This window comes from Desulfovibrio subterraneus (genome assembly GCF_013340285.1).
Taxonomy (GTDB): Bacteria; Desulfobacterota; Desulfovibrionia; order Desulfovibrionales; family Desulfovibrionaceae; genus Halodesulfovibrio; species Halodesulfovibrio subterraneus.
Genome location: NZ_BLVO01000016.1, coordinates 292,194 through 317,775 on the forward strand (window position 1 = coordinate 292,194; position 25,582 = coordinate 317,775).

Here is a 25,582-nt window from a genome sequence, read left to right on the forward strand (position 1 = left end):
AACAGGCCTAGCACAACCCTTCGCCGGAACAGGTGGCATCGTCGCAGCTGCCCAGATAGCCGCAGTGAAATGCAGCAGCATTCATGGGCTTCTTGTTGGCAGGACGAAGCATGGAAATGTGATATTCGCGGTCGCGGGTGGCAATGACAAGCTTGCCGTCCTTCAGGCCGAGCACAGACCCCGGAGCAGGCAGACTGCCATCGGTAGCAGGCTCCATGGCAGGTCCTATTTCACCTGGCTCAATGGAAATGCGAAGATCCTTCTGCCCTGCCCTGTGCATCATGAAATAGGCCCCCGGCCATGGAGACACACCGCGGATGCGGGCATGCACCACTTTGGCCGGCTGGGTCCAGTCCACAACGCCTTCAGACTTCTCAAGCTTGGCCGCGTGTGTGGAGAGTTCATCGTTCTGCGGCTTGGGATGCAGGCCACCCTTGGGGAGCAGCTCAAGCGCTTCCACAAGAAGACGTCCGCCCATGGCTGCCAGTTGGTCATGCATGGTGCCTGCGGTATCTGCAATGCCAATGGCCATGGCCTTCTGCAGCAGGATCGGGCCGGTATCAAGCCCCTTTTCCATCTGCATGATGGTAACGCCGGTAACGGGGTCACCATTCATGATGGCGCGCTGAATAGGCGCAGCACCGCGATATTTGGGCAGCAGCGAAGCATGCACATTTATGGCGCCATACGTGGGAATATCCAGAACCTTCTGGGGAAGGATAAGGCCGTATGCAGCAACGAGCAGCACATCCGGGCGCAGGTCGCGAAGGATCTGCACATCCTCTTCATTACGGAAATTGAGCGGCTGGTGCACGGTAAGCCCCAGCTCAAGCGCAAGCTCCTTCACTTCGGAAAACTTGCATACCTGCCCTCTTCCGCACGGACGATCAGGCTGGGTGTACACACCCACAATCTCGCACCCGCTCCACTCAGCCACCTGCCGCAAAACAGTTGCGGCAAATTCGGGAGTTCCCATGTAAACAGCGCGCATCATGCTACTACTTCAACCACTTTTTGACTTTGTTATCGTACATGGTCCGCTTGAGTCGGCTGATCTTGTCGATGAAAAGCGTCCCTGAAAGATGGTCAATTTCGTGCTGCAGACAGATGGCAAGCAGGCCGTCCGCATCGATGCACACATCGTTGCCGTTCAGGTCTTTGGCACTCAGGCGCACCTTTTCAGCACGCTTGACCTTGGAACGATAGTTCACAACGGAAAGGCAGCCTTCTTCAGAATCAACCTCGCCTTCCAGATTGTCCAGACGGGGATTGATGAGCGTCATGAGCTCTTCACGCTTTTCAGGACCGCTCACGTCCACGACAATGAGACGGCAATGCTCACCGACCTGAGGTGCGGCAAGGCCGATGCCCTCTTCCTTGTACATGGTTTCGGCCATATCAGCGGCGAGCTGACGAATCTCGTCCGTAATCTCGGCAATATCGTCACACTCAACTGCGAGACGTTCGTCAGGATATTTCAATATTTCTCTTATCATGAATAATACCAAGCACATAGTCATAATGACTACATGCAATTTTCTGAATTTGTGAAAAGGCGGAAAAGATGATTACCGCCTGACGTGCCAGAACATAAGCACTTATTGCAGCGATGAAAAGAGGAAAAGTCCTACCTGTATTGAGGGAGATAACGGCCGGATAACCATGGTGCAAACAGGCGCATGTGTCCCGACTACTCTACCGCAAGCGCAATGCCGGTTGCAGCAAGCACACACCCGGCCGTGCGATTGAGGCGCTTACGGGCTCTGGCGTTGACGAAAAATCTGCGGCTGCGGTTGGCGAGGCAGGCATAGACGGAAAGAACCGCAAAGGAAACGCCGAATGCCGTAATACATACTGAAAGCACATCAACGGACGTAAGCGTGGTCAGGTCCATGAAGGTAGGCAGAAAGCTGAGATAAAAGAAAATAACCTTGGGGTTGCCAAGAGTGACGGAAAACCCCGTGAGCAGATCGGCAACACAGCTTTTGAACGATGCACCGCGCGATGAGGTGCGCACCCCACCGGCCGAGGGAAGCGATAACGATTCGTTACGGGTGCGAATAAGGGAAATGCCGAGCCAGATAAGATAGGCGCTGCCCACATATCGGATTACGGTGAAAACTTCGTGCAGAGAGCTCGCCAGCGCGCTTAAACCGTATATGGCAAACAGAAGGTAGACCATGTCGCCGAGCAGAAGCCCCGTAGCAAGCACAAGGGCATGCGACATGCCCGATGTCATGGCCCGAGTTGTAACCGCAAAAACACCCGGGCCGGGTGTTATGGCAAGAACGAACATGGCTGCGGCAAACGCCGCCAGAGCAAAAATATCCACCATCACCTCCGGAGCCGGCGCTACTTTACGCGCTGGTGCAGGTACTCCAGTCGTTTTTCAATGGCCATGGGGTTGGGATAGGTGTGCAGAATACTTTCCAGCAGCACGATGGATTGCTTCGTCTTGCCAAGCTGATCGTACACGTCTGAAAGCAGCAGAACCACAAGGGCATGCAGCTCCTCATCCATGTTCGGGGTCTGTATGACCTGCTCCAGCGTCTTCTCGGCCGCATGGTAGTTCTCGAGGTAGAACTGGGTCTGCGCAAGATCAAAGAGACAACGCGCATGCTCAAGATCGTTTACCTTGAGCTCCACACAGGCTCTCAGAGCATCAATGGCAAGGTCGTAATCACCGGTATACAGATAGGCTTCGCCTATATTGCGATAGGCCTTGGCCTGATCTACAGGTGTGCTTTCCGGAAGATTGAGCAGACGCTGCCATACCTCAATGGCCTTATCCATGTTTCTGGTATCCATGCACAGCGCACCGAGACGATAGAGAATATCCTTGGCGCGTCCGGCCTGATCACCAAACTCGAGAAACATGGCCTCAAGCAGTTCCATGGCGTCCTGACTGTTATTGCGGACGTTGTAGGCAAGCTCGTAGAGCTTGTTCCACACTTCCCATCGCTCGGCGCTCTGCTGATGAATCTTGAGATAGCGTTCGTACAGACGCTCCGCCTCCAGATACTGCCGTTCAACATAGGCCTTACGGGCAGAAACGAGATCATCCTCGGCCTCCGGCTGCGAGGAGCAACCGGAGGCGAGGATGGATATCAGCAATACTGCAAGCAGCGTCTGTTTCATTTATTCCTGTTCTTCGAAACTGTCTTCACGTTCCTGCACACGGTCAAAACCAACCACAAGTCCGCCCTCGTTGAGGGAAACGAGGCGCACGCCCTGTGTGGCGCGGCCGACGCTGCGAACTTCCTTTATGTTCATGCGGATGATCTTGTTGTCGGACGTGAGCAGAATGAGCTCATCTTCGAGTTCAACAGGTATCGCACCGAGAACGGGACCGGTCTTGGGCGTTACCTTGAAGTTGATGATTCCCTTTCCGCCACGGGACTGCACTCTGTACAGTTCCAGACGCGTGCGCTTGCCGTAACCGTTTTCGGAAACAGTCATAATCTCGGAAGTGGTGTCCTGAGAAAGGGTAACGCAGGCCACAACCTCGTCCTTGCCGCGCAGGGCAATGCCCTTCACGCCTGAGGCACCGCGGCCCATGGGACGGACGTCGCGGCAGCTGAAGCGTATGGCTATGCCTTCCTGCGTGGTGAGCACCACATCGCACTGGTCGTTAACCTCGCGCACCATGATGAGTTCATCATCGTCGCGCATACCCACGGCAATAATGCCGGTTCTGCGGCACTTGCCATACAGGTCGGCACTGGAGCGTTTGACCATGCCGCGCTTGGTAGCGAAGAGGAAGAACTTGTTCTCGTCAAAGTCGCGTACGGAAAGTGCGGTGGTGACGAATTCGTTCTCCTCCAGCGGCAGCAGGTTGGCAATGTGCACGCCCTTGGCGGTACGGCTGCCTTCGGGAATCTGATGCACCTTCAACTGGAACATGCGGCCCTTGTTGGTAAAGAGCAGCAGGAACTGGTGGTTGGTGGTGGTCAGGAAGTCCTGCACAAAGTCGCCGTCGCCGGTATGCACACCCGCAACACCCTTGCCGCCACGCTTCTGGGCGCGGTAAGATTCCAGCGTGGTGCGCTTGATGTAGCCGCGACGCGAAAGCGTGATGACAACATCTTCATCGGGGATAAGGTCTTCGATGTCGATGCCGTCCAGCTCTGCTTCAATGGTGGTGCGGCGGGGAGTCGAAAAGTTCTCCCTGAGCTGGGTCAGCTCATCGCGTACAACACCCTGCAGCACTTCACGATTATCAAGAATGGACTTGAACCACTCGATCTGCTTGAGCAGTTCGGTGTATTCTTCGATCAGCTTTTCATGCTCAAGGTTGGTCAGGCGCTGCAGGCGCATATCAAGAATGGCCTGAGACTGGATCTCGGAGAGACTGAAGCGCTCCATAAGACCGGTCTTGGCATCCTGAGGCGTCTTGGAAGCACGGATAATGCGCACCACTTCGTCGATGTTATCCAGCGCAATGCGCAGACCTTCGAGGATGTGAGCACGTGCTTCGGCCTTGCGCAGATCGTAGCGGGTGCGGCGAATGATAACTTCGCGGCGGTGTTCGATGAAATACGACAGCGCGCTCTTGAGCGTCAGCGTCTGCGGACGGTTGCCCACAACCGCAAGCATGTTGATGCCGAAAGAACTTTCCAGCGGCGTGAACTTGTACAGCGCGTTGATGACGATTTCAGGAATGGTGCCGCGCTTCAGATCCATGACCACGCGGATACCCTTGCGGTCGGATTCGTCACGCAGGTCGGTAATACCGTCGATCTTGCGGTCGTTCACCAGTGCGGCAATCTTTTCAACCAGGCTGGACTTGTTCAGCGCGAACGGAATTTCCGTAATGATGATGGACTGGAAACCCTTCTTGCGCTCTTCAATCTCCACCTTGCCGCGAATCTTCACGGTGCCGCGGCCGGTGGTGTAGGCATCGCGCAGGCCCTGACCGGCATAGCAGAAGCCGCCGGTGGGGAAGTCGGGTCCCTTCACGAACTGCATCAGGTCTTCAACGGTGCAGTCGCGGTTATCCAGCAACAGCAGCAGCGCGTCCACCAGCTCGCCGAGGTTGTGCGGCGGAATGTTGGTGGCCATACCCACCGCGATACCGGAAGAACCGTTCAGCAGCAGGTTTGGTACCTTGGTGGGCAGAACAGAAGGTTCCAGCAGGGTGTTGTCGTAGTTGGGCTTAAAGTCGACGGTTTCCTTGTCGATGTCGGAAAGGAACTCGCCGGCAAGGCGGGACATGCGCACTTCAGTGTAACGCATGGCTGCCGCGGCGTCGCCGTCGATGGAACCGAAGTTACCCTGGCCATCAACCAGCAGGTCGCGCATGGAGAACGGCTGCGCCATACGCACAATGGCGTCGTAGACTGCAGAGTCACCGTGGGGATGGTATTTACCGATAACGTCACCGACCACGCGCGCAGACTTCTTGTGGGCACGGTTCCAGCCGTTGCCCAGCTCGTGCTGCGCGAACATGATACGGCGGTGAACGGGCTTGAGCCCGTCACGCACGTCAGGAATGGCCCGGCCTATGATAACACTCAGAGAATACTCAAGATAGGACTTCTTAAGCTCTTGTTCGATGGTTACTGTATTCGACACGTTCAGGCCTCGTTTTAAATATCCAGATCGTTCACGCTCAGGGCGTTGCGTTCGATGAATTCACGACGGGGTTCAACCCTGTCGCCCATCAACTGCTCGAAGATGTCGCTTGCATCCTCGGCATCTTCCACGGTCACCTGAAGCAGTATGCGGTTCTCGGGGTTCATGGTGGTCACCCAGAGCTGCTCGGGGTTCATTTCACCAAGACCTTTGTACCGCTGAATGCTGAGACCCTTGCGGGCTTCCTGCAGCACATACTCGAGAACAGCGAAGATATCAGACAGTTCCGTTTCCGATTCCTTGCGCACAGCCTTGAAGGAAACACCGCCGAACATCTTGCGGATGTCGTCCAGCGCTATGTAGGGCTGCTTGTAGAGCTTGGAGTTGAAAAACTCGTTGCCAAGGCGGGTGCGGTGTCCGTTCTGGTCTTCGAACACAAGCCATACGCGGCGTTCTATTTCGTCCTCTTCCACCTCGGTGCACACGGAGAACCCGCGGTCCTGCAGGAACGTGCCGAATCCGTTTTCACTTTCGTGATCAAACGTTTCGGGGAACAGACGCACCGGATACTCAAGGAAGGTCATGAACAGATCCCTGCTCACGTTGATATTCTCAACCTCGGCAATCTTGCCCTGAATGGCCTCGATTGCCTTGAGCAGTTCCTTGAGATGCGCACCTGTGGAGGTCATGCCGTTGCCGCCATGCAGCACCACATCGTCTGCAATACGGTTGAGCAGAAACGCGTTCAGCTCAGTATCGTCCTTGATGAACTTTTCAAACTTGGACGAATGGGCGCGGTACAACGGCGGCTGCGCGATGTACAGGTAGCCCTTTTCGATAAGCCCGGGATACTGACGGAAGAAGAACGTGAGGAGCAGCGTACGAATATGCGCGCCGTCCACGTCGGCGTCAGTCATGATGACGATCTTGTGATAGCGCATCTTATCGTAATCAATGTCTTCTTCACCAACACCGGCACCCATGGCGGTAATCATCGCCTTGATTTCCTTGTTGGCCAGCATCCTGTCGAAACGGGTCTTCTCAACGTTCAGAATCTTGCCTCGCAGCGGCAGAATGGCCTGTGTTCCCGGGTTTCTGCCCTGCTTGGCAGAACCGCCTGCAGAGTCACCTTCCACGATGAACAGTTCAGACTCGGCAGGGTCCTTGGACTGGCAGTCCGCCAGCTTGCCGGGCAGCGAGTTGTCACCAAGGGCGCCCTTGCGGCGTACAAGATCCTTTGCCTTGCGGGCAGCATCGCGTGCACGGGCGGCATCCACGGCCTTTTCGATGACCATCTTGGCGTCCTTGGGGTTCTCGCCGAAGAAGGTCATGAGATGGTCGTAGCACAGTCCGGCCACAAGACCGGCCACTTCGCTGTTACCGAGCTTGGTCTTGGTCTGCCCTTCAAACTGGGGCTGCGGAATCTTCACGCTGATAACGCCGGTAAGACCTTCGCGCACGTCATCGCCGGAAAGCTTCACCTTCAGCTTCTTGGGAAGATCAGATCCCTGAATGTAGGTGTTGATGGCACGGGTCAGCGCGGTCTTGAAACCCTGCAGGTGCGTGCCGCCTTCCTTGGTGCGGATGTTGTTCGCAAAGGTGAGGAAGTTTTCCTTGTACCCTGCGTTGTACTGGATGGCGTATTCGACAAAGATGTTTTCCTGATCGCCGGTACCGTTGCCGGAACCGTAGATGATGGAATGGATGCCGCCTTCGCCGGAGTTGAGATCTTTGACGAACTGGCGGATGCCGCCTTCCGCGAAGAAGGTATCGGAATCGCCGGTACGCTCGTCGGTGAATTCGATGGTCAGTCCGGAGTTGAGATAGGACAGTTCTTCAAAGCGCTTCTTCAGCACATCGTACATGAACTGGTTCGTTTCAAATATCTCTTCATCAGGACGGAAACGTACAGTGGTACCGCGCTTGTCGCTTTCACCGATGGTTTCAACGCCCTTAACAGGCACACCGCGTTCATACCGCTGATTGTAGCGGTAGCCGTCGCGGTCGATGGTCACTTCAAGATACTCGGACAGGGCATTAACACACGAAACACCCACGCCGTGCAGACCGCCGGAAACCTTGTAGGTGTCGCTGTCGAACTTGCCGCCTGCGTGCAGTATGGTCATGACCACTTCAACGGCGGGACGTCCTTCCTTGGGGTGGATGTCCACGGGAATGCCGCGGCCGTTGTCACGCACGGTCACGCTGTTATCGAGATGCACCTTCACGGTGATCTTGTCGCAGTAGCCGGCCATGGCTTCGTCAATGGAGTTATCCACGACTTCATAGACAAGATGGTGCAGACCGCGAACATCGGTGCTGCCGATATACATGGCGGGGCGCTTGCGGACAGCCGAGAGCCCCTCAAGAACGGTAATGCTGTCCGCGGTGTACTGCTGTTTGCTTCCAGCGCTGGTCATTAAACTTCTTCCTCGCTGTAGTACGTCTCTTCCACAATCTTCATGGGCATGATGATAACCGTGTATTCCGGGTCATCATTGCCCTGCAGGCCGCAGGGGCCTTCCGAACCGGTAAGCAGGAACTTGAGGGTTTCGGACTGGTAGTGGTTGAGAATTTCGATCAGGTTGCGGGTGGGGAACGCAATGCGCTTTATGTCACCCTGATACTGTGCTTCGATGGCTTCGTTGGCCGTACCCACTTCCTGACCCTGTGAAGAAAGCTCCACTTCGGCTCCGTTGAAGGTGAAGTAGGTGCAACGGTTGTTTTCCGTGTTGAAGATGAGCAGACGGTCGAGTGCCTCGATTATCTCCTTTCTGTCTACCTCAAGGGTGCTCACTTCGGGAGCCTGAAGCTTTGAAAGGAAATTGTTGTAATCCGGATACTGGTAATAGGAAAGAGGCAGGCTGAACGTCTCGCGCTTGTCTCCGCGACGGAAGAACAGACGCTTGTTGTCGATGTTCAGTTCAATCTCATCACCGCCGAGCCACTTCTTGAGTTCGCCGAGATACTTCTTCTGCACCAGAATGCCGTCCTGCGGCAGCATGGAGTGAAGCTCATCGTTCATGAAGCGCTGCATGGAGAACTGGTGACCGTTAAGGCCGCAGGACTCGATGGTACCGTTGGTCATGGGCTTCATGCTCATGCAGGCAATGGCTTCCATCGTGTCTTCATCGGAGATGCAGTAGGAAAGCTTGTCTATGAGTTCCTGCACGAAGTCGCCCGACCAGTAAACGGAACCGGCTTCGGGGAAATCGGAAAAATTCTGGAACCAGGTAGGATCGTTCACGGGCAGTTTGTATTTTCTTCTGCCCTGCTCAATCTGCAGGCTGCCGGAGTCTTTGTCCAGACGAAGGGTAATTTCGCCTGAAGGCAGCTTCTTGAGAAGATCCACAAAGGCACGACCCTGCACACCGGCAAGCCCCTCTTCCATCACCTCGCCGGTATACCGGCCACGGAATTCGATATTGGAATCGGTAGAGAGCACATGCAGAGCGCCTGCTTCCGCTTTAAGCCAGATGGACCGCAAATAGGCTGCGCCGGTTTTGGCAGGAATGATATTTGCGGCTTTCTGGAGACCGTCAATCACGTCTTCTTTAAATACTCTTAAATGCATTATGATCTCCTTGTAATAGTAGTAGGGGGTGTGCCTTTGTTTCTACTAGAACTATCTAACTGATTTTCTTTAGCTTTATCGGTAACAATGAAGGTAACATTCTTTGCACCGTCATTGCGTAACTTGTTCGCTTTTTCCTAACTGTCTTTGGTTAGACACTTTTTCTTCAGCTCGGTTACCAAAAGTTTCGTATCTCTGTTACTTTCCTGTAATTCCTTGACTTTTTTAACGGCGTACATGGCCGTTGAGTGATCTTTGCCGCCGAAGATGCGCCCGAGTGAAGGGTAGGAACTGCCAAGAAGCTGACGGCATATGAACATGGCCAGCTGGCGCGCCTGCACGATCTTCTGGTGGCGTTTGGTGCCGGTTATATCCTTGTGGTTCAGCCCGAAGTGTTCGGAAATGACCGCAATAACCGTATCCGGCGTTATGGAGCTGCCCTGCTTGTCATCGGTGTGGGCGAGTATCTGCTCGAAATCCTTATCTGTCACTTCCCTGCTCATCAGGTCCCTGTAGGCGGCAAGCTTGGTCAGAATACCCTGCAGGTTGCGGAAATCAGGAAACCGCTGGCACAGCATGAAGGTCTGTTCCTTGGATATGCGCAGCCTGTCATGCTTGAGCCGCTGCTGCACGAAGCGCACGCGGATATCAAGATCCTGCGGCTTGATCTGGGCGATAAGGCCCCATTCCAGCCGTGATTTGAGCTTGGGGTCCAGAAAGTCGTATCCGGAAATGATGCCGGTGGAGGTGAATATCATCTGCCGTCCCGCATCGTGGAACATGTTGAACAGAATGACCATTTCTTCCTGCAGCAGCGGGAAGTCGCGAAAACGCTGCACATCGTCCAGCATAAAGTAGACGTAACGCGAAATATGGCGGCGGGCGCCGTACAGATCGCCTTCAAACTGCACGGCATAGAGCGCTGCAAGGTCTTCTACCGTACCGAGAAAAATGGATTCGGGATCGGTATGGCGGGCAATCTCGTTTGCCATGGCGCGCAGCAGGTGCGTCTTGCCCGAGCCGCTGGAGCCGCACAAGACAAAGGGGTTGTATTTGGGTGCTCCCTGCTTGACGACTTCACGGGCGCTGGCAATGGGAAATTCGTTCTTGCGGTTGTGCAGGTAGCTTTCAAAGGTGAATTGCTGGCCAAAGGGAATGTCCAGATTCTTCACACGGTCGGAAGAGGCGGAAACGGGCATTCTGCCGCCAGTGCGGCTGGCAGCGCGCGTGGTGTAATCGAGCTTGTACCCCTCGTCCAGATACTGCCGCAGGGCGTTTTCAAAGTCGCCTTGAGCATTCAGCTGAAACCACTTGGCAAAAAACGGATGCGGAAAATACACAGAAAGCCGTTTTTCCGTCGGGCTCATCACAAGAGTCAGCGGGTCATACCACTGGCGCAGCGCCTGGTCGGAAAAACTGTGGGAAAGATGATCGCGAAGGGCTTTCTTGAGCACGTGAATTTCTTTGCCGGTATCGGGGGTTACGAAGGATTTACGAGTAGTGGACAGCCGTGGGAATATCTGTATTCGGGGTGTGGAAAAAAAAGCCCCGATCAGCACACAACAACCCGTCATGCATAGCAGAAAACCATGCTCAAGCCAAGCAGAATGGCGAATCACGCAACCGGCGTAAAGAACTGACCTTTTTTTAGGGCTGTTATTAATTGTGGAAAAGTCTAGATTTTTATTAGACTATATAATAGGGTCAAACTAGGACAAGAAACTGTTTGCTCAGGGAGGATTGCATGATACACCCCTTTTCACGCGTCTCGGAACACGCGCTCATGCACCCCGCAATGCGCAGAACTCTCAAGGAGCTCCGCGTCTACATGTGGGCTACCACGGCACTGGTTTCCATAACCGCACTTTCGCTCATGTACCTCAGCCTCGTACACGGTGTGTAAAATCATACGGCATGAATAAAAATTATCGCTTTTCCTCATCCGGCCCGAAACGCAAAAAATATCTCGTCATTGCAGGTGTCTGTGCAGCAGCGCTGACACTTTCAGCCCTGTTTGGCATATTTGGTACCACTTCCGATACCTCCACTCCGGTTGCCGCCGTTGAACAGGAGAAAACGGTGGAGCAACCCGCTCCAGCAGTGCCTCAAGGTCCTGTGAAAGCCGTGCACCCCGGCATAGTAGGGAACGGAGACACTGCCTCCTCCATCCTTGCCCAATGGTTCAATCCTGCTGAAATTCATGAGCTGGCCCAGATTTGCAAACCCGTTTTCCCGCTCAGACAGCTCCGTGCGGGCCAGCCCTATCGCGTATACACTGAAGACGGTGTTGTTACCCGTCTTGAGTACGAAATAGACAACGACAAGTTCCTTACCATCACTCCGCAGAAGAAGCAGGAAGGTGTAGAGGCTTGCCCCTCATTCACTGCCGAACTGCATGATATTCCCTACGATTACAAAACGGTACGCGTTGCCGGCACCGTATCTTCCAGCCTGTTCGAGGCTGTTGAGCAGGCTGGCGAAAACGCCTCGCTTGCCATTGTGCTGGCCGATATCTTCGGGTGGGAAATAGACTTCATCCGCAACCTGCGCGAGGGCGACAAGTTTTCCGCAGTTGTGGAAAAGCGTTACCGTGACGGGGAGTTCAAAGGCTACAAGCGCGTGCTGGCCGCCTCGTTTACCAACCAGGGTGAACTGCACGAAGGCTTCCGCATGAAGGATGAATACGGCGTGTACCAGTTCTTCAACGCCGAGGGCGGCAACCTGCGCCGCGCTTTCCTCAAGGCTCCTCTCTCCTTCCAGCGTATATCCTCCAATTTCTCCAGAAGCCGCCTGCATCCTGTTCTCAAGACATACCGCCCCCATTACGGGGTTGATTACGCCGCTCCCACCGGCACGCCCGTGCATGCCATCGGCGACGGCACCGTTACCAAGGTGGCGCGTGACCATGCCGCCGGTAACTACATCAAGATCCGCCACGTAAACGGCTACGAAAGCGGCTACCTGCACCTTTCCCGCTTTGCCAAGGGCATGAAGTCCGGCAAGCGCATTCGTCAGGGCGAAACCATCGGGTACGTAGGCTCCACCGGCTACGCCACCGGCCCGCACCTTGATTTCCGCATCCAGAAGAACGGCTCCTACCTGAATCCCCGTCAGATTATCAGCCCCCGTTCCGAGCCTGTTTCCAAGAAGCAGATGGGCAAATTCAAGACCCTTGTTCAGGAGCTGCGCCCCATGCTGAATCCTGAAACCACAGTGGGAACAATCACTGTTCCTAACGAATCCAACTAGCCGAAATACAAATAAAATAATTAAGGCCCGTCCGGAATGGACGGGCCTTTACTTTTTGTGGCTTACCGATAGGTTTCGATAGTGGATAGGTAATAGTTACAGCATGTTGATTGCTACTCAAGTCCTCCGTGCCCCGTTATCTACTTAAAGAGCATATCAGGCACCACCAGCGCTATTTGCGGGAACAGGCAGACCAGCGCAAGGTTTACGATCAGCGCCAGCAAAAAGGGCAGTATTGCGCGGGTGATGGATTCCAACCGGGTTGAGGCTATGGAGCATGAAACAATCAGGCACACTCCCATGGGCGGGGTAAGCATGCCTATGGCAAGGTTCATGACCACGATGATGCCGAGGTGGATGACATCAAGTCCCAGTGCAGGCAGCAACGGCAGCAAAACGGGAACGAATAGGATGAGCGCAGCTGTGGTTTCCAGAATGGTACCCGCAAGCAGCAGAAGGCAGTTCACCAGCAGAAGCAGCAGCACGGGATTGGTGGTTATGCCGGTAAGCCACTCCGCTATGCCTGCAGGAATATCCTGAATGGCCATGTACCATGAAAACACGGATGCCGAGCAGATGATGAACAGAATGATGCTGGAGGTAATGCCCGCCTGCAGGATGAGTCCGGGCAATTGGCGCGGCGCGATCTCGCGGTAGATGAACAGACCCGCAAAGAGTGCATAGAACACGGCCACAGCGGCAGATTCCGTTGCTGTGAACACACCGCCCAGAATGCCGCCCAGAATGATGACAGGCGCACCAAGCGCCCACAGGGCGTGGCGGAATGCACTCGCCACCTCCCGCAGCGAGAATCCGTGTTCCGGCTGCCAGCCATGGCGTTTTGCGTGCAGAACGCACACGGTGATAAGCGAAAGACCGGCCATGATTCCCGGAACAATGCCCGCTGCGAACAGCTTACCTATGGATGCACCGGTGAGCACTCCGAAAACGATCATGGGAATGGACGGGGGAATGACCACCCCGATGGAGCCTGCCGCCGCCTGCACAGCTCCGGCAAAGGCAGGTGTGTGGCCGCGCCTGACCATGGAAGGAATGAGTATGGCACCCACGGCAGCCGTATCTGCGGCAGCGGAACCGGAAATGCCCGCAAAGAACATGGCGGAAACGACTGAGACAGCAGCAAGCCCGCCCGGAAGGTGCCCCACCAGTGCATCGGCAAGGCGCACAATGCGGCGTGATATGCCGCCAGCACCCATGAGGTTGCCCGCGATCATGAACAGCGGCACAGCCATGAGGGGAAAGGAATCAGCGCCTGCGTACATGCGCTGGGTAACAAGCATGAGATTCATGTCGCCCTGCAGCATGAAGGCGGCAACGGCGCTTACCCCAACAGCCACGGCAATGGGCGTGTTCAGCGCAAACAGCAGAACCAGAAGGCCGAAGAGTACCAGCGTCATGCCCTGCTATCCTCCCTTCCCTGCCTGGCGGAAGCAGAAACGCAGGGCGTGCTGGAAGGGGGACCAAAGAGAAAGCACAGACAGTGCAGGGCCATGATGCAGCCGCTCACAGGCACGGCCAGAAAGGGAATGCGCTTGGAAACACCGAGCGTGGTGGTCATCTGCACAGAAAGGAAATCTGCAAACTTGAACCCGTACACCGCCATGACCACAAAAAGGAACAGGCAGGCCACATGTGTGAGCCGTGCCGCCATAGTGCGGCCTGCGGGCGAAAGGCGGCAGACAACAGTATCCACGCCGATATGCGCGCTGGCACGGTATGCCACGGCAGCACCGAAAAAGGTGAGCTGCACCAGCAGAACCCTGCCCAGTTCTTCTGACCAGAACAGGGAATAATTGAGCACATAGCGGAAGAACACCTGCGCACCGATAACAGCCACCATGCCGAAGCAGGCAAGGAACAACATGACGCGGCAAAGCGTGTCGGCATATGCGCTCAGCAGGTTCAAGAGTGCCAGCAGGCGTGAACGAACGTTGGAAACACTGTGCATGTTCGTAGTGTTTGTAATTTTTTTACTTATATTAAGGTTGGTTATATTTGTTGTGAACAACCTGTGTGCGTTTCTGGAATGGGGCGCATGTAACTATGGTTCTTCTTTGATGCACAAGGGAACATGGCTTGTCTGCAGGGGAAGAAGTACCGGAACAGGATAGCGCGAAGGGGGCATTTAGCTCTGCCTGTCCTCAATCACACATACACCGGAAAAGCCTTTCGAGAAAAACTAAAAAACGTTCAGTCTTATTTTGCGGCTTCGAGAATCTTGTCCAGCAAGGCACGGGTGGCGGGGGCTGCATACATATCCATGTCGCGCAGCTTTGCCACGCGGTCGCGGAAGGATTGCAGGTCGGGGTGCTCTTCCACGATCATGCCGTTTGCCCGCATTTCTTCAAGATTGGCTGCCTCCTGCGAGCGGTTGTAGGCACGCTGGAATATGGCTGCATCGTGCATGGCGGTGGCAATGAGGGTCTGCTGGTCTGCAGGAAGGCTGTTGAACCAGCCGAGGTTGGCTATGTCTATGTGCGTGGAATAGACGTGACCGGTGAGGGAAAGATACTTCTGCACTTCATAGAGCTTGTAGACGGAAAGCACCCACAGGGGATTTTCCTGCGCATCAATGGTGTGCTGCTGCAACTCGGAATAGATGGGCCAGCCCATGGGGGTGGGGTTTGCGCCAAGCGCCCGCCACAGTTCCTTGTGGAAGGTGGATTCCATAACGCGGATCTTCAGTCCCCCGGCATCCATGGCCGTGTGCACGGGCTGGCGTGAATTGGTCAGATGCCGGAACCCGTTTTCGGAAAAGGCGAGGCCCTTGAAACCGGCGGATTCGAGGGTTTTGAGAATCTCCTGCCCTACCGGTCCGTCCAGTACACGGTCTACGGTTGCGTGGTCCTTGAAAAGGAAGGGAAAGGCGACAACCTTAACTTCCGGCACAAAGGTATCAAAGGGTCCGAGGGTGATAATGCCCATCTGCACGGCACCAAGCTGAATCTGCTGCAGCATTTCGGTTTCCGTCCCCAGCGCGCCGGAATGGAATATTTTGACGGTGGTGGCACCGTTGCTGCGTTCCTTGACCAGCTCGGCAAACTTCGCTGCGGCAATGTACTGTGCGGAACCGGGCTTGGTCACCACGGCAAGGGATATCTGGGCGGCAGAAGCCTGCAGGGGCAGTCCGGTTACCAGCATGCACACAAGGAACAGGCAGGCGAACAGGCAGGCGCACACTGTGTGAAAGAAGCGCACCGGTGCAGCCGGAGATGACGGGCAGCCCGCGGACTGCACAGAACTGGGGGAGAAAGGCATATATGTTTCCTCGGAAGTGAAGGTAGGGTTGGTTCGCCGTGTAGACAGGCACTGTAACGCGCCTTTGAACATGCTTCAAGTCTTCACATGGGGTGCGTGTTCAGTAGTGTTTTGTGTGGTGTTGCGTCAGATAATGATGTTTTTGCCCTTGGGCTCCTGCCGGTGTGCCATAATATCGTTGCTTGACGCAGTGCTGACCATGGCTTATCGATGGGTTACGATATAGCACATACAAGCCTTTATGAGGGTTACGATGAGCGAAAAAACGCTTACCCACAGAGACCTCGGCCGCATGCTCGGTGTTTCGGAAACGACCATCAAGAGCTACCGCCGCAAATTTCCCGACTGCATCCCTGTAGCCAACGACGGCAAGCCCATCCGCTTCACCCACGAAGCCGGAAAGGTCTGTCTGCGCATACGCGAGCTGTTCAGCAGGGGCATGTCTGTTCCTGAGGTCCGTACCCGGCTTGAAAAGGAATTTTCATGGATAGAGCCCATGCCGGAAATGCCGCAGGAGCAGGAGCTGGAAGTAGCTCCCGCCGTGATTCCTGCCGGACCGGTGGAAGTGGAGCTGCCAGATGATTACACGCAGGCGCTGAGCAACCTTGCCAAGAGTATGGTGAACCTGACCATGAAGCAGGACGCCATTGCCCGCCGCATGGAATCCATTGATGCCCGCCTGCAGAAGCTGGACCTGCAGGGCGCTGCCGACGCTGGCATGGCTCCGGCAATGGAGGCATGGATGGAACGGGCAACCGCCCTGCTTGAGCGCCTTGAAGGGCTTGCAGGACCTGCCGTTGCATCTGCCGGTGTTTCGTCCGCTCCCCTTTCAGAATCTGCCGGCGGTTATGCTGATGCGGCAGAGCAGACGGACGAAGAAGCCGCTCACGCTGCCCCTGCCAAGGAACAGGCTGTGTCCGGTAAGGTTATCCGCATCCGTAACGCCTATGGCGATGTGAACGAATATACCGTGGAAACCTCTGCTATTCCTGCACGCCCGACTGAAGAAGCACCCGCCGATGCGGAACAGCCGGAATATGCAGAACCACATTATGCCGATCAGGACGCCGAGGGCGGCTTCATCTTCGATTCTGATGAAGCGCCAGAAGAAGCACCGGAAGAAGCGCCAATCATGCAGGAGCCGCACCGTGCCCTGCTGACCATGCCGCTGGTTATCCAGTCGCCGGATGGCGAGTTTCTCGGTGTGGCAGGCAGAACCCGCGGGCGGTTCAGCATCAACGACCTCAAGGCCATGCTCATGAGCCACTTCGAGGGCAGCGAGCGGTTCAGCGTGCAGTGGCAGTATACGGATAACGGCTGGCTCATGCTGCTGGAGCAGAAAGACCTGTCTGATCCGTATTCCCTTGCTGTGCTGGTGGATGAAACCACCACCCCGCGCGGGAATAATGTGGCGCTTATCGAACACTTGACGATTAACGGCAAAGATGAAAATCCTGTAGAAATGTATAATTTCATCAACAGGATATACGAGTCGTAATGAACACCCACAGGGGGCCGCATTGCTGAAAAGCTGCGGTCCCTTTTTGTTTCCCCAAGGAGTATTCATGAAGGCAACCGTCATTCTGGCGCATCCCTACGCAAAGAGCTTTAATCATGCGATATACGGGACCATATGCGCCACGCTCAAAGAGCTGGGCGTTCCCACGTATGCGCACGATCTGTACGCAGAGCGGTTTGATCCCGTGCTCACGGTAGATGAGCTCGGCAAAAAGCCCACGCAGGATGCGCTTGTACGCCAATATACCCGCGAGCTGGTGGAATCGGACGTGCTGTTCTTTGTGCATCCCAACTGGTGGGGGCAGCCGCCAGCCATGCTCAAAGGCTATGTGGACAGGGTGTTCCGACCTCCCTACACCTACGATTTTCCCCCCGAGGACAGCGGTGGCGGGTTGCCTATAGGCAAGCTGGCAGGCAAGACCGGCGTGGTGTTCAACACCTCCAACACCGAAGAGACCCGCGAGAAGGAATACTTCGGCGATCCGCTTGAGAACATATGGATTCAGTGCGTGTTCGGCTTCTGCGGCATTGAAAAGAGCCACCGTCGCATGTTCTCCATCATCGCGGACAGCACCTCCGAAGATCGCGCCGCATGGCTTGCGGAAGTGGCGGAAACCACACGCAAGATGGTCGGACGCTAGCGTTTGTTCCCCTAGCGCCCTGCGCTGCATCGCAAAACATAAACCCCCTGCCGGAATATCCTGCAGGGGGTTTTCTTATTGTATAGACGGGACAGGCTACTTGAACACGGCACCGCTGGCAGCGCTGCTGACCATGCGGCTGTAGCGCCGCAGCAGGGGGGAGGTAATCTCCTTCTGCACGGGCTTCCAGTTCTTCTTGCGTTCGGCAAGGGTCGCTTCATCTACAAGGAGATTCAGCTTGCGCTCAGGGATGTTGATTTCGATCTGGTCGCCTTCCTGCACAAACGCGATGGGGCCGCCGTCTGCCGCTTCCGGAGAAACGTGACCGATGGCCGCGCCGCGGGTGCCGCCGGAGAAGCGGCCGTCCGTGATGAGCGCCACGTCCGCACCAAGGCCGATGCCGGCAATGGCCGCCGTGGGCGAGAGCATCTCACGCATGCCGGGGCCGCCCTTGGGGCCTTCGTAGCGGATGATGATGGCATCGCCCTTGTTGATCTTCTGGCCCATGATGGCTTCAAACGCGGATTCCTCCGACTCGAACACGCGGGCGGTTGCGGTGCGCACCATCATTTCGGGTGCCACGGCAGACTGCTTTACCACGGCGCCGTCAGGGGCAAGGCTGCCGCGCAGAATGGCTATGCCGCCTTCCTGCGAATAGGGAGCCTCGATAGGCTTGATAACGGTGGGGTCAAGGTTCGCGGCCTTGAGATCCGAAAGGTTCTCGCCCACGGTCTTGCCGGTGACGGTCATGACATCAAGGTTGATGCGGTCCTTCTTGCGCAGCTCGGCCATAACGGCAGGAATGCCGCCAGCACGGTGCAGGTCCTGAATGTGCTGATCGCCAGCGGGGGAAAGCTTGCACAGGTTGGGCGTGCGGCGGGAAACCTCGTTGAACATGTCGAGATCGATATCAAGACCGGCTTCGCGGAACACGGCAGGCAGGTGCAGCACCGTGTTGGTGGAGCAGCCCAGCGCCATATCAACAGCCATGGCGTTGGCCACGGCCTTTTCGGTGACGATGTCGCGGGGCTTGATGTCGCGTTCCAGCAGTTCCATGACCTTCATGCCTGCCTTCTTGGCAAGGCGGATACGCGCAGCCGTGGTTGCAGGCGTGGTGCCGTTGCCGGGCAGCGCAAGGCCGATGGTCTCGGAAAGACAGTTCATGGAGTTTGCCGTGAACATGCCCGCGCAGGAGCCGCAGCCGGGGCAGGCGCCTTCGGAAAGGTCTTCCAGCTCGGCTTCGGTCATGTTGCCCTGCTTCACGCGGCCCACACCCTCGAACACGGTGATGAGGTCGGAGCGCACGCCGGACTTTTCGCCCGCAAGCATGGGCCCGCCGCTGATCATGACGGAAGGCACGTTCATGCGCAGCATGGCCATGAGCATGCCGGGAACGGACTTGTCGCAGTTGGGAATGAACACCAGCGCATCAAAGGGGTGCGCGGTGGCCATGATCTCAATGGAATCGGCAATGATTTCACGGCTGGGCAGCGAAAAACGCATGCCCTCGTGGTTCATGGCCAGTCCGTCGCAGACACCGATGGCAGGAAATTCAATGGGTGTGCCGCCGGCATGGCGCACACCGGCTTTCACGGCTTCTGCAATGGTGTCCAGGTGAATATGGCCGGGAACAATCTCGTTGGCGGCGTTCACCACGCCCACGAGGGGGCGGGCAATCTCTTCGCGGGTAAGCCCGAGGGCATAGAGCAATGAACGATGGGGCGCTTTCTCAAGCCCGTGGGTCATCTTCTTGCTACGCATATGCGGTGTCCTTTCGGTACTCTTGCGGTACCCGAATCTTGCGGTGTTGCAGGCTACAGACATTCAGATGAAGGCTGTCTCCGGGCCTATAGCTGTAAGCCGGATTTCTGAGGCTCACAGATAAGGAGAGCATAGATGAGCAGGGCTCTGCCCTGCTCCCGGCAGGGGGATAATCCCCCTGCACCCCTGACAGGATGCGTATACATTACGTGCGGCTTCACAAAGGGAGCGCTATCGCATGTCTGAGGGGCGAGAGTCCTGAAAGCTGAAGTTCTGTGAATATGACACCTAGTTTCTTACAGCGATCCAGCTGCTTACAAAGCCCATAAGGGCCGGTAGAGCCACCAACAAAACACTCTGTTCAAAGGGCAGGAAGTGCAGCTCCATGAACAGCGGAGAAAAATTGAGTACATCTTTCAGGTGGTACCATGCAAGCCAAAGCAGACCCACGGCAAGCGTGCCGCCCATGATGCCCTGCAAGGTGCCGGTAACGAGCAGCGGCAGGCGGATGAACCAGTTGCGCGCTCCCACAAGCTGCAGAATATCTATTTCGTCACTGCGGTGCACCAGCGAAAGCTTGATGGTGTTGCCCACCACCAGTGCCAGCAGAAAAGCCAGAAAGCCGATTACAGGCCACATGACCGAGTTTGCAAAGGCCTTCCATGCCTTGGTGAGATCGTCCTTGAGCGGGTTGGCGCGCACGGTTTCCACGCCGGGCAGCTTTTCAAGATAGCCGTGCGTGGCCTTGTTCCATGCGTCAAGGTCGGCTTCGTGCGGCGAGAAGTGCAGCATGGCGGTGGGCGGCAGGGGGTTGCGTTCCTTCAGCCAGCCTGCATGGGCAGAGATGGATTTGCCTCCATCGGTCTGCGATTCCTTGAGCAGGGCATCCAGCGCTTCATCCGGCGTAAAGGTCTTCATCTCAGTCAGCCAGGGAAGGTGGCGCATCTCATCCCAGCGGGATTTGACAAGATCCATGCCCGTGTCAGCCTTCCAGAAGACCTGATACACCACCTCGCCGCGGGTGATGTTCAGTTCCTGATTCAGGTTGGTAAAGCACAGCAGAAAAAAGCCGGAAAGAAAGGTCACCAGCGTCACGGCTGCCAGCGTGAGCAACTGCGCCCACGGGTGCAGGCCGAAATCCCGAATGCCCCGGGCAAAGAGTTTGCAGAACACTCCGAACATGGCGATTCCTATGCGTGAATGCGCAGGCCGCTCGGACGGCCTGCGGCGCAGGTTTCATCATCGTCTGCGCAGTTTTCTATAACCGCGCCGGGCCAGTTGGCCGCAGTGATTTTGCCGTCGTCCAGCCGCAGCAGCTTGGCCTTGGGGTGCTGGGCAATCAGCTCGGGGCTGTGGGTTGCGAGCACCACGGTGGTTCCATAGGTGTGGAACTGCTTGAAAATATCCATCATGCGGCGTGAAAGTTCGGGATCAAGGTTGCCTGTGGGTTCGTCCGCCAGCAGAATCTGCGGGTTCACCACAATGGAGCGCGCAACGGCAACGCGCTGCTGCTCGCCGCCGGAAAGCTCGCCGCACAGAAGCCCAATGCGATTTTCCAGCCCGAGCCCGCGCACCACGGCGCGCACACGGCGGTCTATATGCTGGGGGGGCAGGCAACGCACCTCGAGCGCAATGGCCACGTTATCGTAGACCGTGCGGTGCGGCAGAATCTTGAAATCCTGAAAGACCACGCTCACCTGCCGCCTGAGCAGCGGCACCTGGCCGGAACGCAGCTTCTTCAGGTCAAAGCCTGCCACTTCCACCAGGCCGCGTTGGACGGGCAGCGAGGCATAGAGCAGCCTGAGCAGGGTTGTCTTGCCGGCACCGGACGGGCCGGAAAGGAATAGAAAATCGCCCTTTTCCAATTGGAAGGAACAGTTTTTGAGCGCCCAGTGCGTGCCGAAATTGTGCGAGAGGTGCTGTACCTTGAGCATAAAATCCAGAAAGCGGGTTGGGTCGTGATTAAGGGCCGTTTGTTACGTAGCCTTTTTTCCGACGTTTGTAAAAAAGGTCTGTTGCAGGCGTAGCGGAAAAGCGCGTTGCGGGCCAGCCCGAAAGCAAAAAACAGGCAGATTACGGGGTGACGTTCGGGTCGCTTTGTCCTTTGGCAGAGAGAACGGAACTCAGTCGCTTGCTGTGGAATTGTATGTAAATCTGAGCGTATGCTTGCGGGTGATGTGTTCATTATCTGTAACAACGAAAGGAGAATGCAATGAACCAGACCCGCCACATCCGCCACATCCGTGAACACGGAAGATCGGCACTTCCCACGAACTCGGCACCTCGTAGTGCCGCAGACAGCCAGACGCGTCCCATGTCCACTGAGGAATACCTCCGCACTGAAGTCTTCGGCGACCAGAACCGCATGCAGCAAAAGCGGATGGCGAACCTTGCGCAGTTGGAACGCCGCGCAGAGGATACGCCTATCTCCATGGAAGAATACGTGCGGCACATTGTCTATGCCCAAGACCTGCCGGATGCCGCAGCATGCGCGCCTGTTGCGCAGCATGCCATACCTGTCGTGATGCCTCGTCCCATGCCTGCAGTTGCAGCCCGCGCGGCCGTTCCGTATGCCACGCCCGACACAGGGCACACCGCTTCCGGCACGGCATTGCAAGCCGTTGCGGTGCCGAATAACCGCAACAGCGCATCGGTTCCCCGCTATGCCGGAGCAACTGCAACCGGCCTTGGTTCGTGCTGTGTGGTGCTTCCGGGCATTCGGCATGGAGGCAGTGCGGTCGGTAGCGCAACGCAGCCTGCTGTGTTGTCTGGCATGCAGCCCGATACGCAGCCTGATACGCAGCCTCCCCGGCTGAATGTCAGGCTGCAACGCAACGCCCAAGGCCGCATCATTCGCAAGCTGGAAGGCGCTGGCGATTCCATGCGGGAATACTGCTTCGCCTATGACGCACAGGGGCATCTGACGCATGCATGGCTGAACGGCAGCCTTGTCGAGCAGTATGCGTATAACGAGGCTGGCCAGCGTGTGGCAGATGAAACGGTATGGCGCGGCCCCCGCAGCCTTGCCTACGACAGAGCAGGCCGCTTGGTGCAGGCTGGCAACGTGCGCTGCGAGTACACGCCGGAAGGTTCCCTCTGCAGCCGGATTCGCACAACCCGGCATGGGGAAGAGATCACCTCCTTTGCCTATGGCGCAGACACCCGACTGGACAGCGTTGTCCTGCCTGACGGTACGCAGATTACCTATTACTACGGCTCTGCACTCGGTCCGGCGGAAAAGCACGTAAACGGCGTGCTGGCAGAGTCCTACATCTGGAAGGATGCGTTGCGTCTCGGCGCATGGATAGACCACGCCAGCGGCACCCGCTGCCTGTTCCACTACGAAGCTGGGCACAGCCCCGCAGCTGTTACCATGGAGCATCCGCAGGGGGCCGCAACCTATCGTCTCGGCTTCGACCAGATAGGCTCGCTCAAGCTGGTGGTGCTGCCGGACGCCAATGGCGGCAAGTTGATAAAGGAAATGGCATATGATAGCTTCGGGACTATGCTGAACGACTCCAATCCCGAGCTATTCCTGCCTGTTGGCTTTGCCTCCGGCCTTGTGGACCGCCACACGGGACTCATCCGCTTCGGCTACCGCGACTATTCCCCCGAACTGGGCCGCTTTACCGCCCTTGACCCCGCCCGCGACACACGCGGCGATGGTGATCTGTGGGATTACTGTGTGGATGATCCCATAAATTGCGTCGACCCGTGGGGGCTTTTCCGGTTTGGAGTCCGTTCTCTGGATGGATTTACATCAGTCTCCCGCCCCGGTTTCACCTCCCCCATGCCTGACAGTGGTGTTGCACACGGGTGGATAGACGGGATGAATAATCCCGGCGAGTACAACCTGCAGCTGCATCATGAGCAGGGGTTTTATGAGGATGAAAAGGGAGGGGATATTGGTCATGGAAAGGAGGGGCCAATGGTGAATGAATCCAATAGGAAAAATGAATATAGGTTGGATCCCAAATCATACGATGACAACATAATGCGGCAAAGCCAAAAAATTACTATTCCTGGCCAGTATAACATTATTTCGAATAACTGCCAGGACTATGCAGATAGGCTCAGAGATAATTATGAAATATTGAAAGAGAGTCCTGAGATTAGAAGGCAGATAGAAAAAGAAAAACGTAGCAATGAATAGTATGTCGAGGCCCCTCGTAAAAGAGGGGCCTCGCATGGAGTGTATATGAAATATAAAAAATTAATACTTATTGTTTTCGCATTGTCATTGTTGCTAGTTGGACCAATAAGAAGAGCCATTATACCGAAATACACACGCGCATGGTGTAATTTAATATTTAGAAATCTTGTTGTAGAAGTGTGGAGTGGTAATTTTGATGTTACAAAGAACGGAACAAGCATTAATGCTACTATGCATTCTGATAATACATATAAATATAATGTGTTTATGAATTACAATATTGACAGAGACTACATAATATTCAAGCCAGATGAGATTAAATTTAAAGGCTTAATTAGGTACACAGTTTATAGTAATGGAAAAATTATTGACTCACACGACATTCGGTCCAGTTATGGATGGCAAGGATGGAATGATATGCCCGATGATTTTTGGAGTGAAAGCCTGTTCGAATTTTGGATGCCATATAACGATGAGTTTGATTCTGTAACTATTGAGATGGAAGTTCTGGAGGGCGATCCCTCTTATATAAAAAATAAAAAGAACGCGTATCTTTCAATTAAAGGAGCGTGGAATCCATAACCGTTTGGCGACTGAATCGACATGGCAAGGCATGCCCGCTTCGGCTACCGCGACTATTCCCCCGAACTGGGCCGCTTTACCGCCGACTCTATCTGCTTTGGCCCGCCCGCGACACACACGGCGATGGAGACCTGTGGGATTACTGTGTGGATGATCCGATCAACTGCGTTGACCCGTGGGGGTTAGAAACCAAAGGCGTAGGGCTTGGTGTTTCCGCTAGCGGCTTTGGATTTGGTGTTGGAGCCGGAGCAATGGTGGTGAAGGATGATAAGGGGAACTGGGGAGTGGAAGGTTTCGCTGATTACGGAGCCTCTTCCGGTTTTGGTGTCTCAGGGGACGCCTCTTACCAGACAACCACGGCAAAAACGATTAAGGACCTTGCGGGAACATCTCAAAAAACAGGAACCTCAGTCGCTGTTGCGCCGACGGGCTACCCAAACCTTGCGCTAACTGTTGGGGCAGAAAAGGTGAAAGGGGATGGCTATACTGGGGATACAAAAAGTGTTGGTGTTTCTTGGGGAGGAAAAGTTGTTGCACCTCTAGATGTGTATGTAAAGCAAGAACATAGCGACGTTGCAACGGTATTTTCTGAGGACTGATAACAATACAGCACGGCGCGCGGCCTTGCCGCGCGCCATAAAAATATATGAATAAGTATACTGCAACATCATTTTTCATTGGAATTTTTTTGGCAATACAGTCTATATTCTTTTTTTGTGCTGGTATGTCCGTAATTGTTTTGAATGGTGGTTTTATTGGGTTTATTCTTGTCTTCATTTCTTTTTTCACAACGTATTTTTTAAGACTTGCGGCTGTGTTTGATTCGATTTCAAACGATATTATATTTGTTAAAAATTTATATGGTAAAAAAGAGTTACATCTAGATAGTGTTAAATTTATAGCATTTAATGAGCACCCACTATGGGATGAAACTACATATGTTCATATAGTTATGAAAAGAGGGTTCATATATTACGGCGGTGTGTCTAGCTTGAAGTGTGTGCAGTCAGCTATTGATAACTCACCTTGGGCGGTTAGAGTAAGTTCTACCAGATTTAAATATAAGTACATATTTAATACTCCCAACGTCACAGCATGTTGAGTGTAATCAGCTTAGCTTTTGCATTTGCCACACGGGACTCATCCGCTTCGGCTACCGTGACTATTCCCCCCAATTGGGCCGCTTTACCGCCGCCCTTATCCGCTTTGGCCCGCCCGCGACATGCGTGGCGATGGAGACCTGTGGGATTA

Annotated in this window: 21 protein-coding genes; 7 read left to right on the plus strand and 14 right to left on the minus strand. The window is 55.2% G+C overall.

Annotated features, from left to right (window positions below; genetic code table 11):
* Positions 1-7: 7 nt before the first annotated feature.
* From fmt to HUV30_RS15735, 8 genes are all read right to left on the minus strand, one after another.
* The gene (gene fmt, locus HUV30_RS15700; protein WP_243452218.1) at positions 8-994 is read right to left on the minus strand and encodes a methionyl-tRNA formyltransferase; all 987 of its coding nucleotides are present in this window, start codon (positions 992-994) and stop codon (positions 8-10) included.
* Between the two features lie 4 nt (positions 995-998).
* Complete coding sequence (gene def / locus HUV30_RS15705; protein ID WP_174406449.1) at positions 999-1,496, minus strand: peptide deformylase; 498 nt, start codon at positions 1,494-1,496, stop codon at positions 999-1,001.
* Between the two features lie 194 nt (positions 1,497-1,690).
* Positions 1,691-2,335 carry a LysE family translocator gene (locus HUV30_RS15710; RefSeq protein WP_174406450.1) on the minus strand — a complete coding sequence of 215 codons (645 nt, stop codon included), beginning with the start codon at positions 2,333-2,335 and terminating at the stop codon, positions 1,691-1,693.
* Positions 2,336-2,352: 17 nt separating this feature from the next.
* Positions 2,353-3,138, minus strand: a complete 786-nt coding sequence (locus HUV30_RS15715) for a tetratricopeptide repeat protein (protein ID WP_174406451.1) — start codon at positions 3,136-3,138, stop codon at positions 2,353-2,355.
* On the minus strand, positions 3,139-5,574 hold the full coding sequence (gene gyrA / locus HUV30_RS15720; protein WP_174406452.1) for a DNA gyrase subunit A: 2,436 nt from the start codon (positions 5,572-5,574) through the stop codon (positions 3,139-3,141). It abuts the gene before it with no gap.
* A 14-nt stretch (positions 5,575-5,588) separates the two neighbouring features.
* Positions 5,589-7,994: a DNA topoisomerase (ATP-hydrolyzing) subunit B gene (gene gyrB, locus HUV30_RS15725; RefSeq protein WP_174406453.1), complete on the minus strand. Its 2,406-nt coding sequence runs from the start codon at positions 7,992-7,994 to the stop codon at positions 5,589-5,591.
* Positions 7,994-9,148 carry a DNA polymerase III subunit beta gene (gene dnaN / locus HUV30_RS15730; RefSeq protein WP_174406454.1) on the minus strand — a complete coding sequence of 385 codons (1,155 nt, stop codon included), beginning with the start codon at positions 9,146-9,148 and terminating at the stop codon, positions 7,994-7,996. Before dnaN ends, gyrB begins: the two co-directional genes overlap by 1 nt.
* Positions 9,149-9,285: 137 nt before the next feature.
* The gene (locus tag HUV30_RS15735) at positions 9,286-10,602 is read right to left on the minus strand and encodes a helix-turn-helix domain-containing protein (RefSeq protein WP_174406455.1); all 1,317 of its coding nucleotides are present in this window, start codon (positions 10,600-10,602) and stop codon (positions 9,286-9,288) included.
* A 290-nt stretch (positions 10,603-10,892) separates the two neighbouring features.
* Between HUV30_RS15735 and HUV30_RS15740 the strand changes: the two genes are divergently transcribed.
* On the plus strand, positions 10,893-11,051 hold the full coding sequence (locus tag HUV30_RS15740) for a hypothetical protein (protein ID WP_174406456.1): 159 nt from the start codon (positions 10,893-10,895) through the stop codon (positions 11,049-11,051).
* 11 nt (positions 11,052-11,062) lie between these two features.
* Positions 11,063-12,397 (plus strand): peptidoglycan DD-metalloendopeptidase family protein, encoded by a 1,335-nt coding sequence (locus tag HUV30_RS15745; protein ID WP_174406457.1) that lies wholly within the window; start codon positions 11,063-11,065, stop codon positions 12,395-12,397.
* Between the two features lie 140 nt (positions 12,398-12,537).
* Here the strand turns inward: HUV30_RS15745 and HUV30_RS15750 are convergent, their stop codons facing one another.
* From HUV30_RS15750 to HUV30_RS15760, 3 genes are all read right to left on the minus strand, one after another.
* The gene (locus HUV30_RS15750) at positions 12,538-13,815 is read right to left on the minus strand and encodes a TRAP transporter large permease (RefSeq protein WP_174406458.1); all 1,278 of its coding nucleotides are present in this window, start codon (positions 13,813-13,815) and stop codon (positions 12,538-12,540) included.
* A complete protein-coding gene (locus tag HUV30_RS15755; RefSeq protein WP_174406459.1) occupies positions 13,812-14,366 on the minus strand; it encodes a TRAP transporter small permease in 555 nt (184 codons plus the stop codon). Before HUV30_RS15755 ends, HUV30_RS15750 begins: the two co-directional genes overlap by 4 nt.
* Before the next feature lie 248 nt (positions 14,367-14,614).
* Positions 14,615-15,676 (minus strand): TRAP transporter substrate-binding protein, encoded by a 1,062-nt coding sequence (locus tag HUV30_RS15760; protein WP_205245248.1) that lies wholly within the window; start codon positions 15,674-15,676, stop codon positions 14,615-14,617.
* 253 nt (positions 15,677-15,929) lie between these two features.
* Between HUV30_RS15760 and HUV30_RS15765 the strand changes: the two genes are divergently transcribed.
* Both HUV30_RS15765 and HUV30_RS15770 read left to right on the plus strand, forming a co-directional pair.
* Positions 15,930-17,174 (plus strand): MerR family transcriptional regulator, encoded by a 1,245-nt coding sequence (locus HUV30_RS15765; protein WP_174406460.1) that lies wholly within the window; start codon positions 15,930-15,932, stop codon positions 17,172-17,174.
* Between the two features lie 67 nt (positions 17,175-17,241).
* Positions 17,242-17,835: an NAD(P)H-dependent oxidoreductase gene (locus HUV30_RS15770; RefSeq protein ID WP_174406461.1), complete on the plus strand. Its 594-nt coding sequence runs from the start codon at positions 17,242-17,244 to the stop codon at positions 17,833-17,835.
* A gap of 96 nt (positions 17,836-17,931) precedes the next feature.
* On the opposite strand, the gene ilvD is transcribed toward HUV30_RS15770, so the two are convergent.
* From ilvD to ftsE, 3 genes are all read right to left on the minus strand, one after another.
* Entirely contained in the window at positions 17,932-19,596 is a 1,665-nt protein-coding gene (gene ilvD, locus HUV30_RS15775) for a dihydroxy-acid dehydratase (RefSeq protein WP_174406462.1), read from the minus strand.
* A 288-nt stretch (positions 19,597-19,884) separates the two neighbouring features.
* A complete protein-coding gene (locus tag HUV30_RS15780; RefSeq protein WP_174406463.1) occupies positions 19,885-20,778 on the minus strand; it encodes a cell division protein FtsX in 894 nt (297 codons plus the stop codon).
* A gap of 8 nt (positions 20,779-20,786) precedes the next feature.
* The gene (ftsE, locus tag HUV30_RS15785; RefSeq protein WP_174406464.1) at positions 20,787-21,530 is read right to left on the minus strand and encodes a cell division ATP-binding protein FtsE; all 744 of its coding nucleotides are present in this window, start codon (positions 21,528-21,530) and stop codon (positions 20,787-20,789) included.
* 278 nt (positions 21,531-21,808) lie between these two features.
* Here ftsE and HUV30_RS15790 point away from each other — a divergent pair, with 278 nt between their 5' ends.
* The 3 genes from HUV30_RS15790 to HUV30_RS15800 all read left to right on the plus strand — a co-directional run bounded on the left by HUV30_RS15790 (position 21,809) and on the right by HUV30_RS15800 (position 24,930).
* Positions 21,809-23,749 (plus strand): RHS repeat domain-containing protein, encoded by a 1,941-nt coding sequence (locus tag HUV30_RS15790; RefSeq protein WP_174406465.1) that lies wholly within the window; start codon positions 21,809-21,811, stop codon positions 23,747-23,749.
* 45 nt (positions 23,750-23,794) lie between these two features.
* The gene (locus HUV30_RS15795) at positions 23,795-24,331 is read left to right on the plus strand and encodes a hypothetical protein (protein WP_174406466.1); all 537 of its coding nucleotides are present in this window, start codon (positions 23,795-23,797) and stop codon (positions 24,329-24,331) included.
* A gap of 146 nt (positions 24,332-24,477) precedes the next feature.
* Positions 24,478-24,930, plus strand: coding sequence for a hypothetical protein (locus HUV30_RS15800; RefSeq protein WP_174406467.1), 453 nt, complete (start codon positions 24,478-24,480; stop codon positions 24,928-24,930).
* Positions 24,931-25,582: the final 652 nt, after the last annotated feature.

Bases quoted from the DNA above. Each gene is read 5' to 3' on its own strand.
- fmt (WP_243452218.1), bottom strand. From the start codon at position 994: ATGATGCGCGCTGTTTACATGGGAACTCCCGAATTTGCCGCAACTGTT.
- def (WP_174406449.1), bottom strand. From the start codon at position 1,496: ATGATAAGAGAAATATTGAAATATCCTGACGAACGTCTCGCAGTTGAG.
- HUV30_RS15710 (WP_174406450.1), bottom strand. From the start codon at position 2,335: ATGGTGGATATTTTTGCTCTGGCGGCGTTTGCCGCAGCCATGTTCGTT.
- HUV30_RS15715 (WP_174406451.1), bottom strand. From the start codon at position 3,138: ATGAAACAGACGCTGCTTGCAGTATTGCTGATATCCATCCTCGCCTCC.
- gyrB (WP_174406453.1), bottom strand. From the start codon at position 7,994: ATGACCAGCGCTGGAAGCAAACAGCAGTACACCGCGGACAGCATTACC.
- dnaN (WP_174406454.1), bottom strand. From the start codon at position 9,148: ATGCATTTAAGAGTATTTAAAGAAGACGTGATTGACGGTCTCCAGAAA.
- HUV30_RS15740 (WP_174406456.1), top strand. From the start codon at position 10,893: ATGATACACCCCTTTTCACGCGTCTCGGAACACGCGCTCATGCACCCC.
- HUV30_RS15745 (WP_174406457.1), top strand. From the start codon at position 11,063: ATGAATAAAAATTATCGCTTTTCCTCATCCGGCCCGAAACGCAAAAAA.
- HUV30_RS15750 (WP_174406458.1), bottom strand. From the start codon at position 13,815: ATGACGCTGGTACTCTTCGGCCTTCTGGTTCTGCTGTTTGCGCTGAAC.
- HUV30_RS15755 (WP_174406459.1), bottom strand. From the start codon at position 14,366: ATGCACAGTGTTTCCAACGTTCGTTCACGCCTGCTGGCACTCTTGAAC.
- HUV30_RS15760 (WP_205245248.1), bottom strand. From the start codon at position 15,676: ATGCCTTTCTCCCCCAGTTCTGTGCAGTCCGCGGGCTGCCCGTCATCT.
- HUV30_RS15765 (WP_174406460.1), top strand. From the start codon at position 15,930: ATGAGCGAAAAAACGCTTACCCACAGAGACCTCGGCCGCATGCTCGGT.
- HUV30_RS15770 (WP_174406461.1), top strand. From the start codon at position 17,242: ATGAAGGCAACCGTCATTCTGGCGCATCCCTACGCAAAGAGCTTTAAT.
- ilvD (WP_174406462.1), bottom strand. From the start codon at position 19,596: ATGCGTAGCAAGAAGATGACCCACGGGCTTGAGAAAGCGCCCCATCGT.
- HUV30_RS15780 (WP_174406463.1), bottom strand. From the start codon at position 20,778: ATGTTCGGAGTGTTCTGCAAACTCTTTGCCCGGGGCATTCGGGATTTC.
- ftsE (WP_174406464.1), bottom strand. From the start codon at position 21,530: ATGCTCAAGGTACAGCACCTCTCGCACAATTTCGGCACGCACTGGGCG.
- HUV30_RS15790 (WP_174406465.1), top strand. From the start codon at position 21,809: ATGAACCAGACCCGCCACATCCGCCACATCCGTGAACACGGAAGATCG.
- HUV30_RS15795 (WP_174406466.1), top strand. From the start codon at position 23,795: ATGAAATATAAAAAATTAATACTTATTGTTTTCGCATTGTCATTGTTG.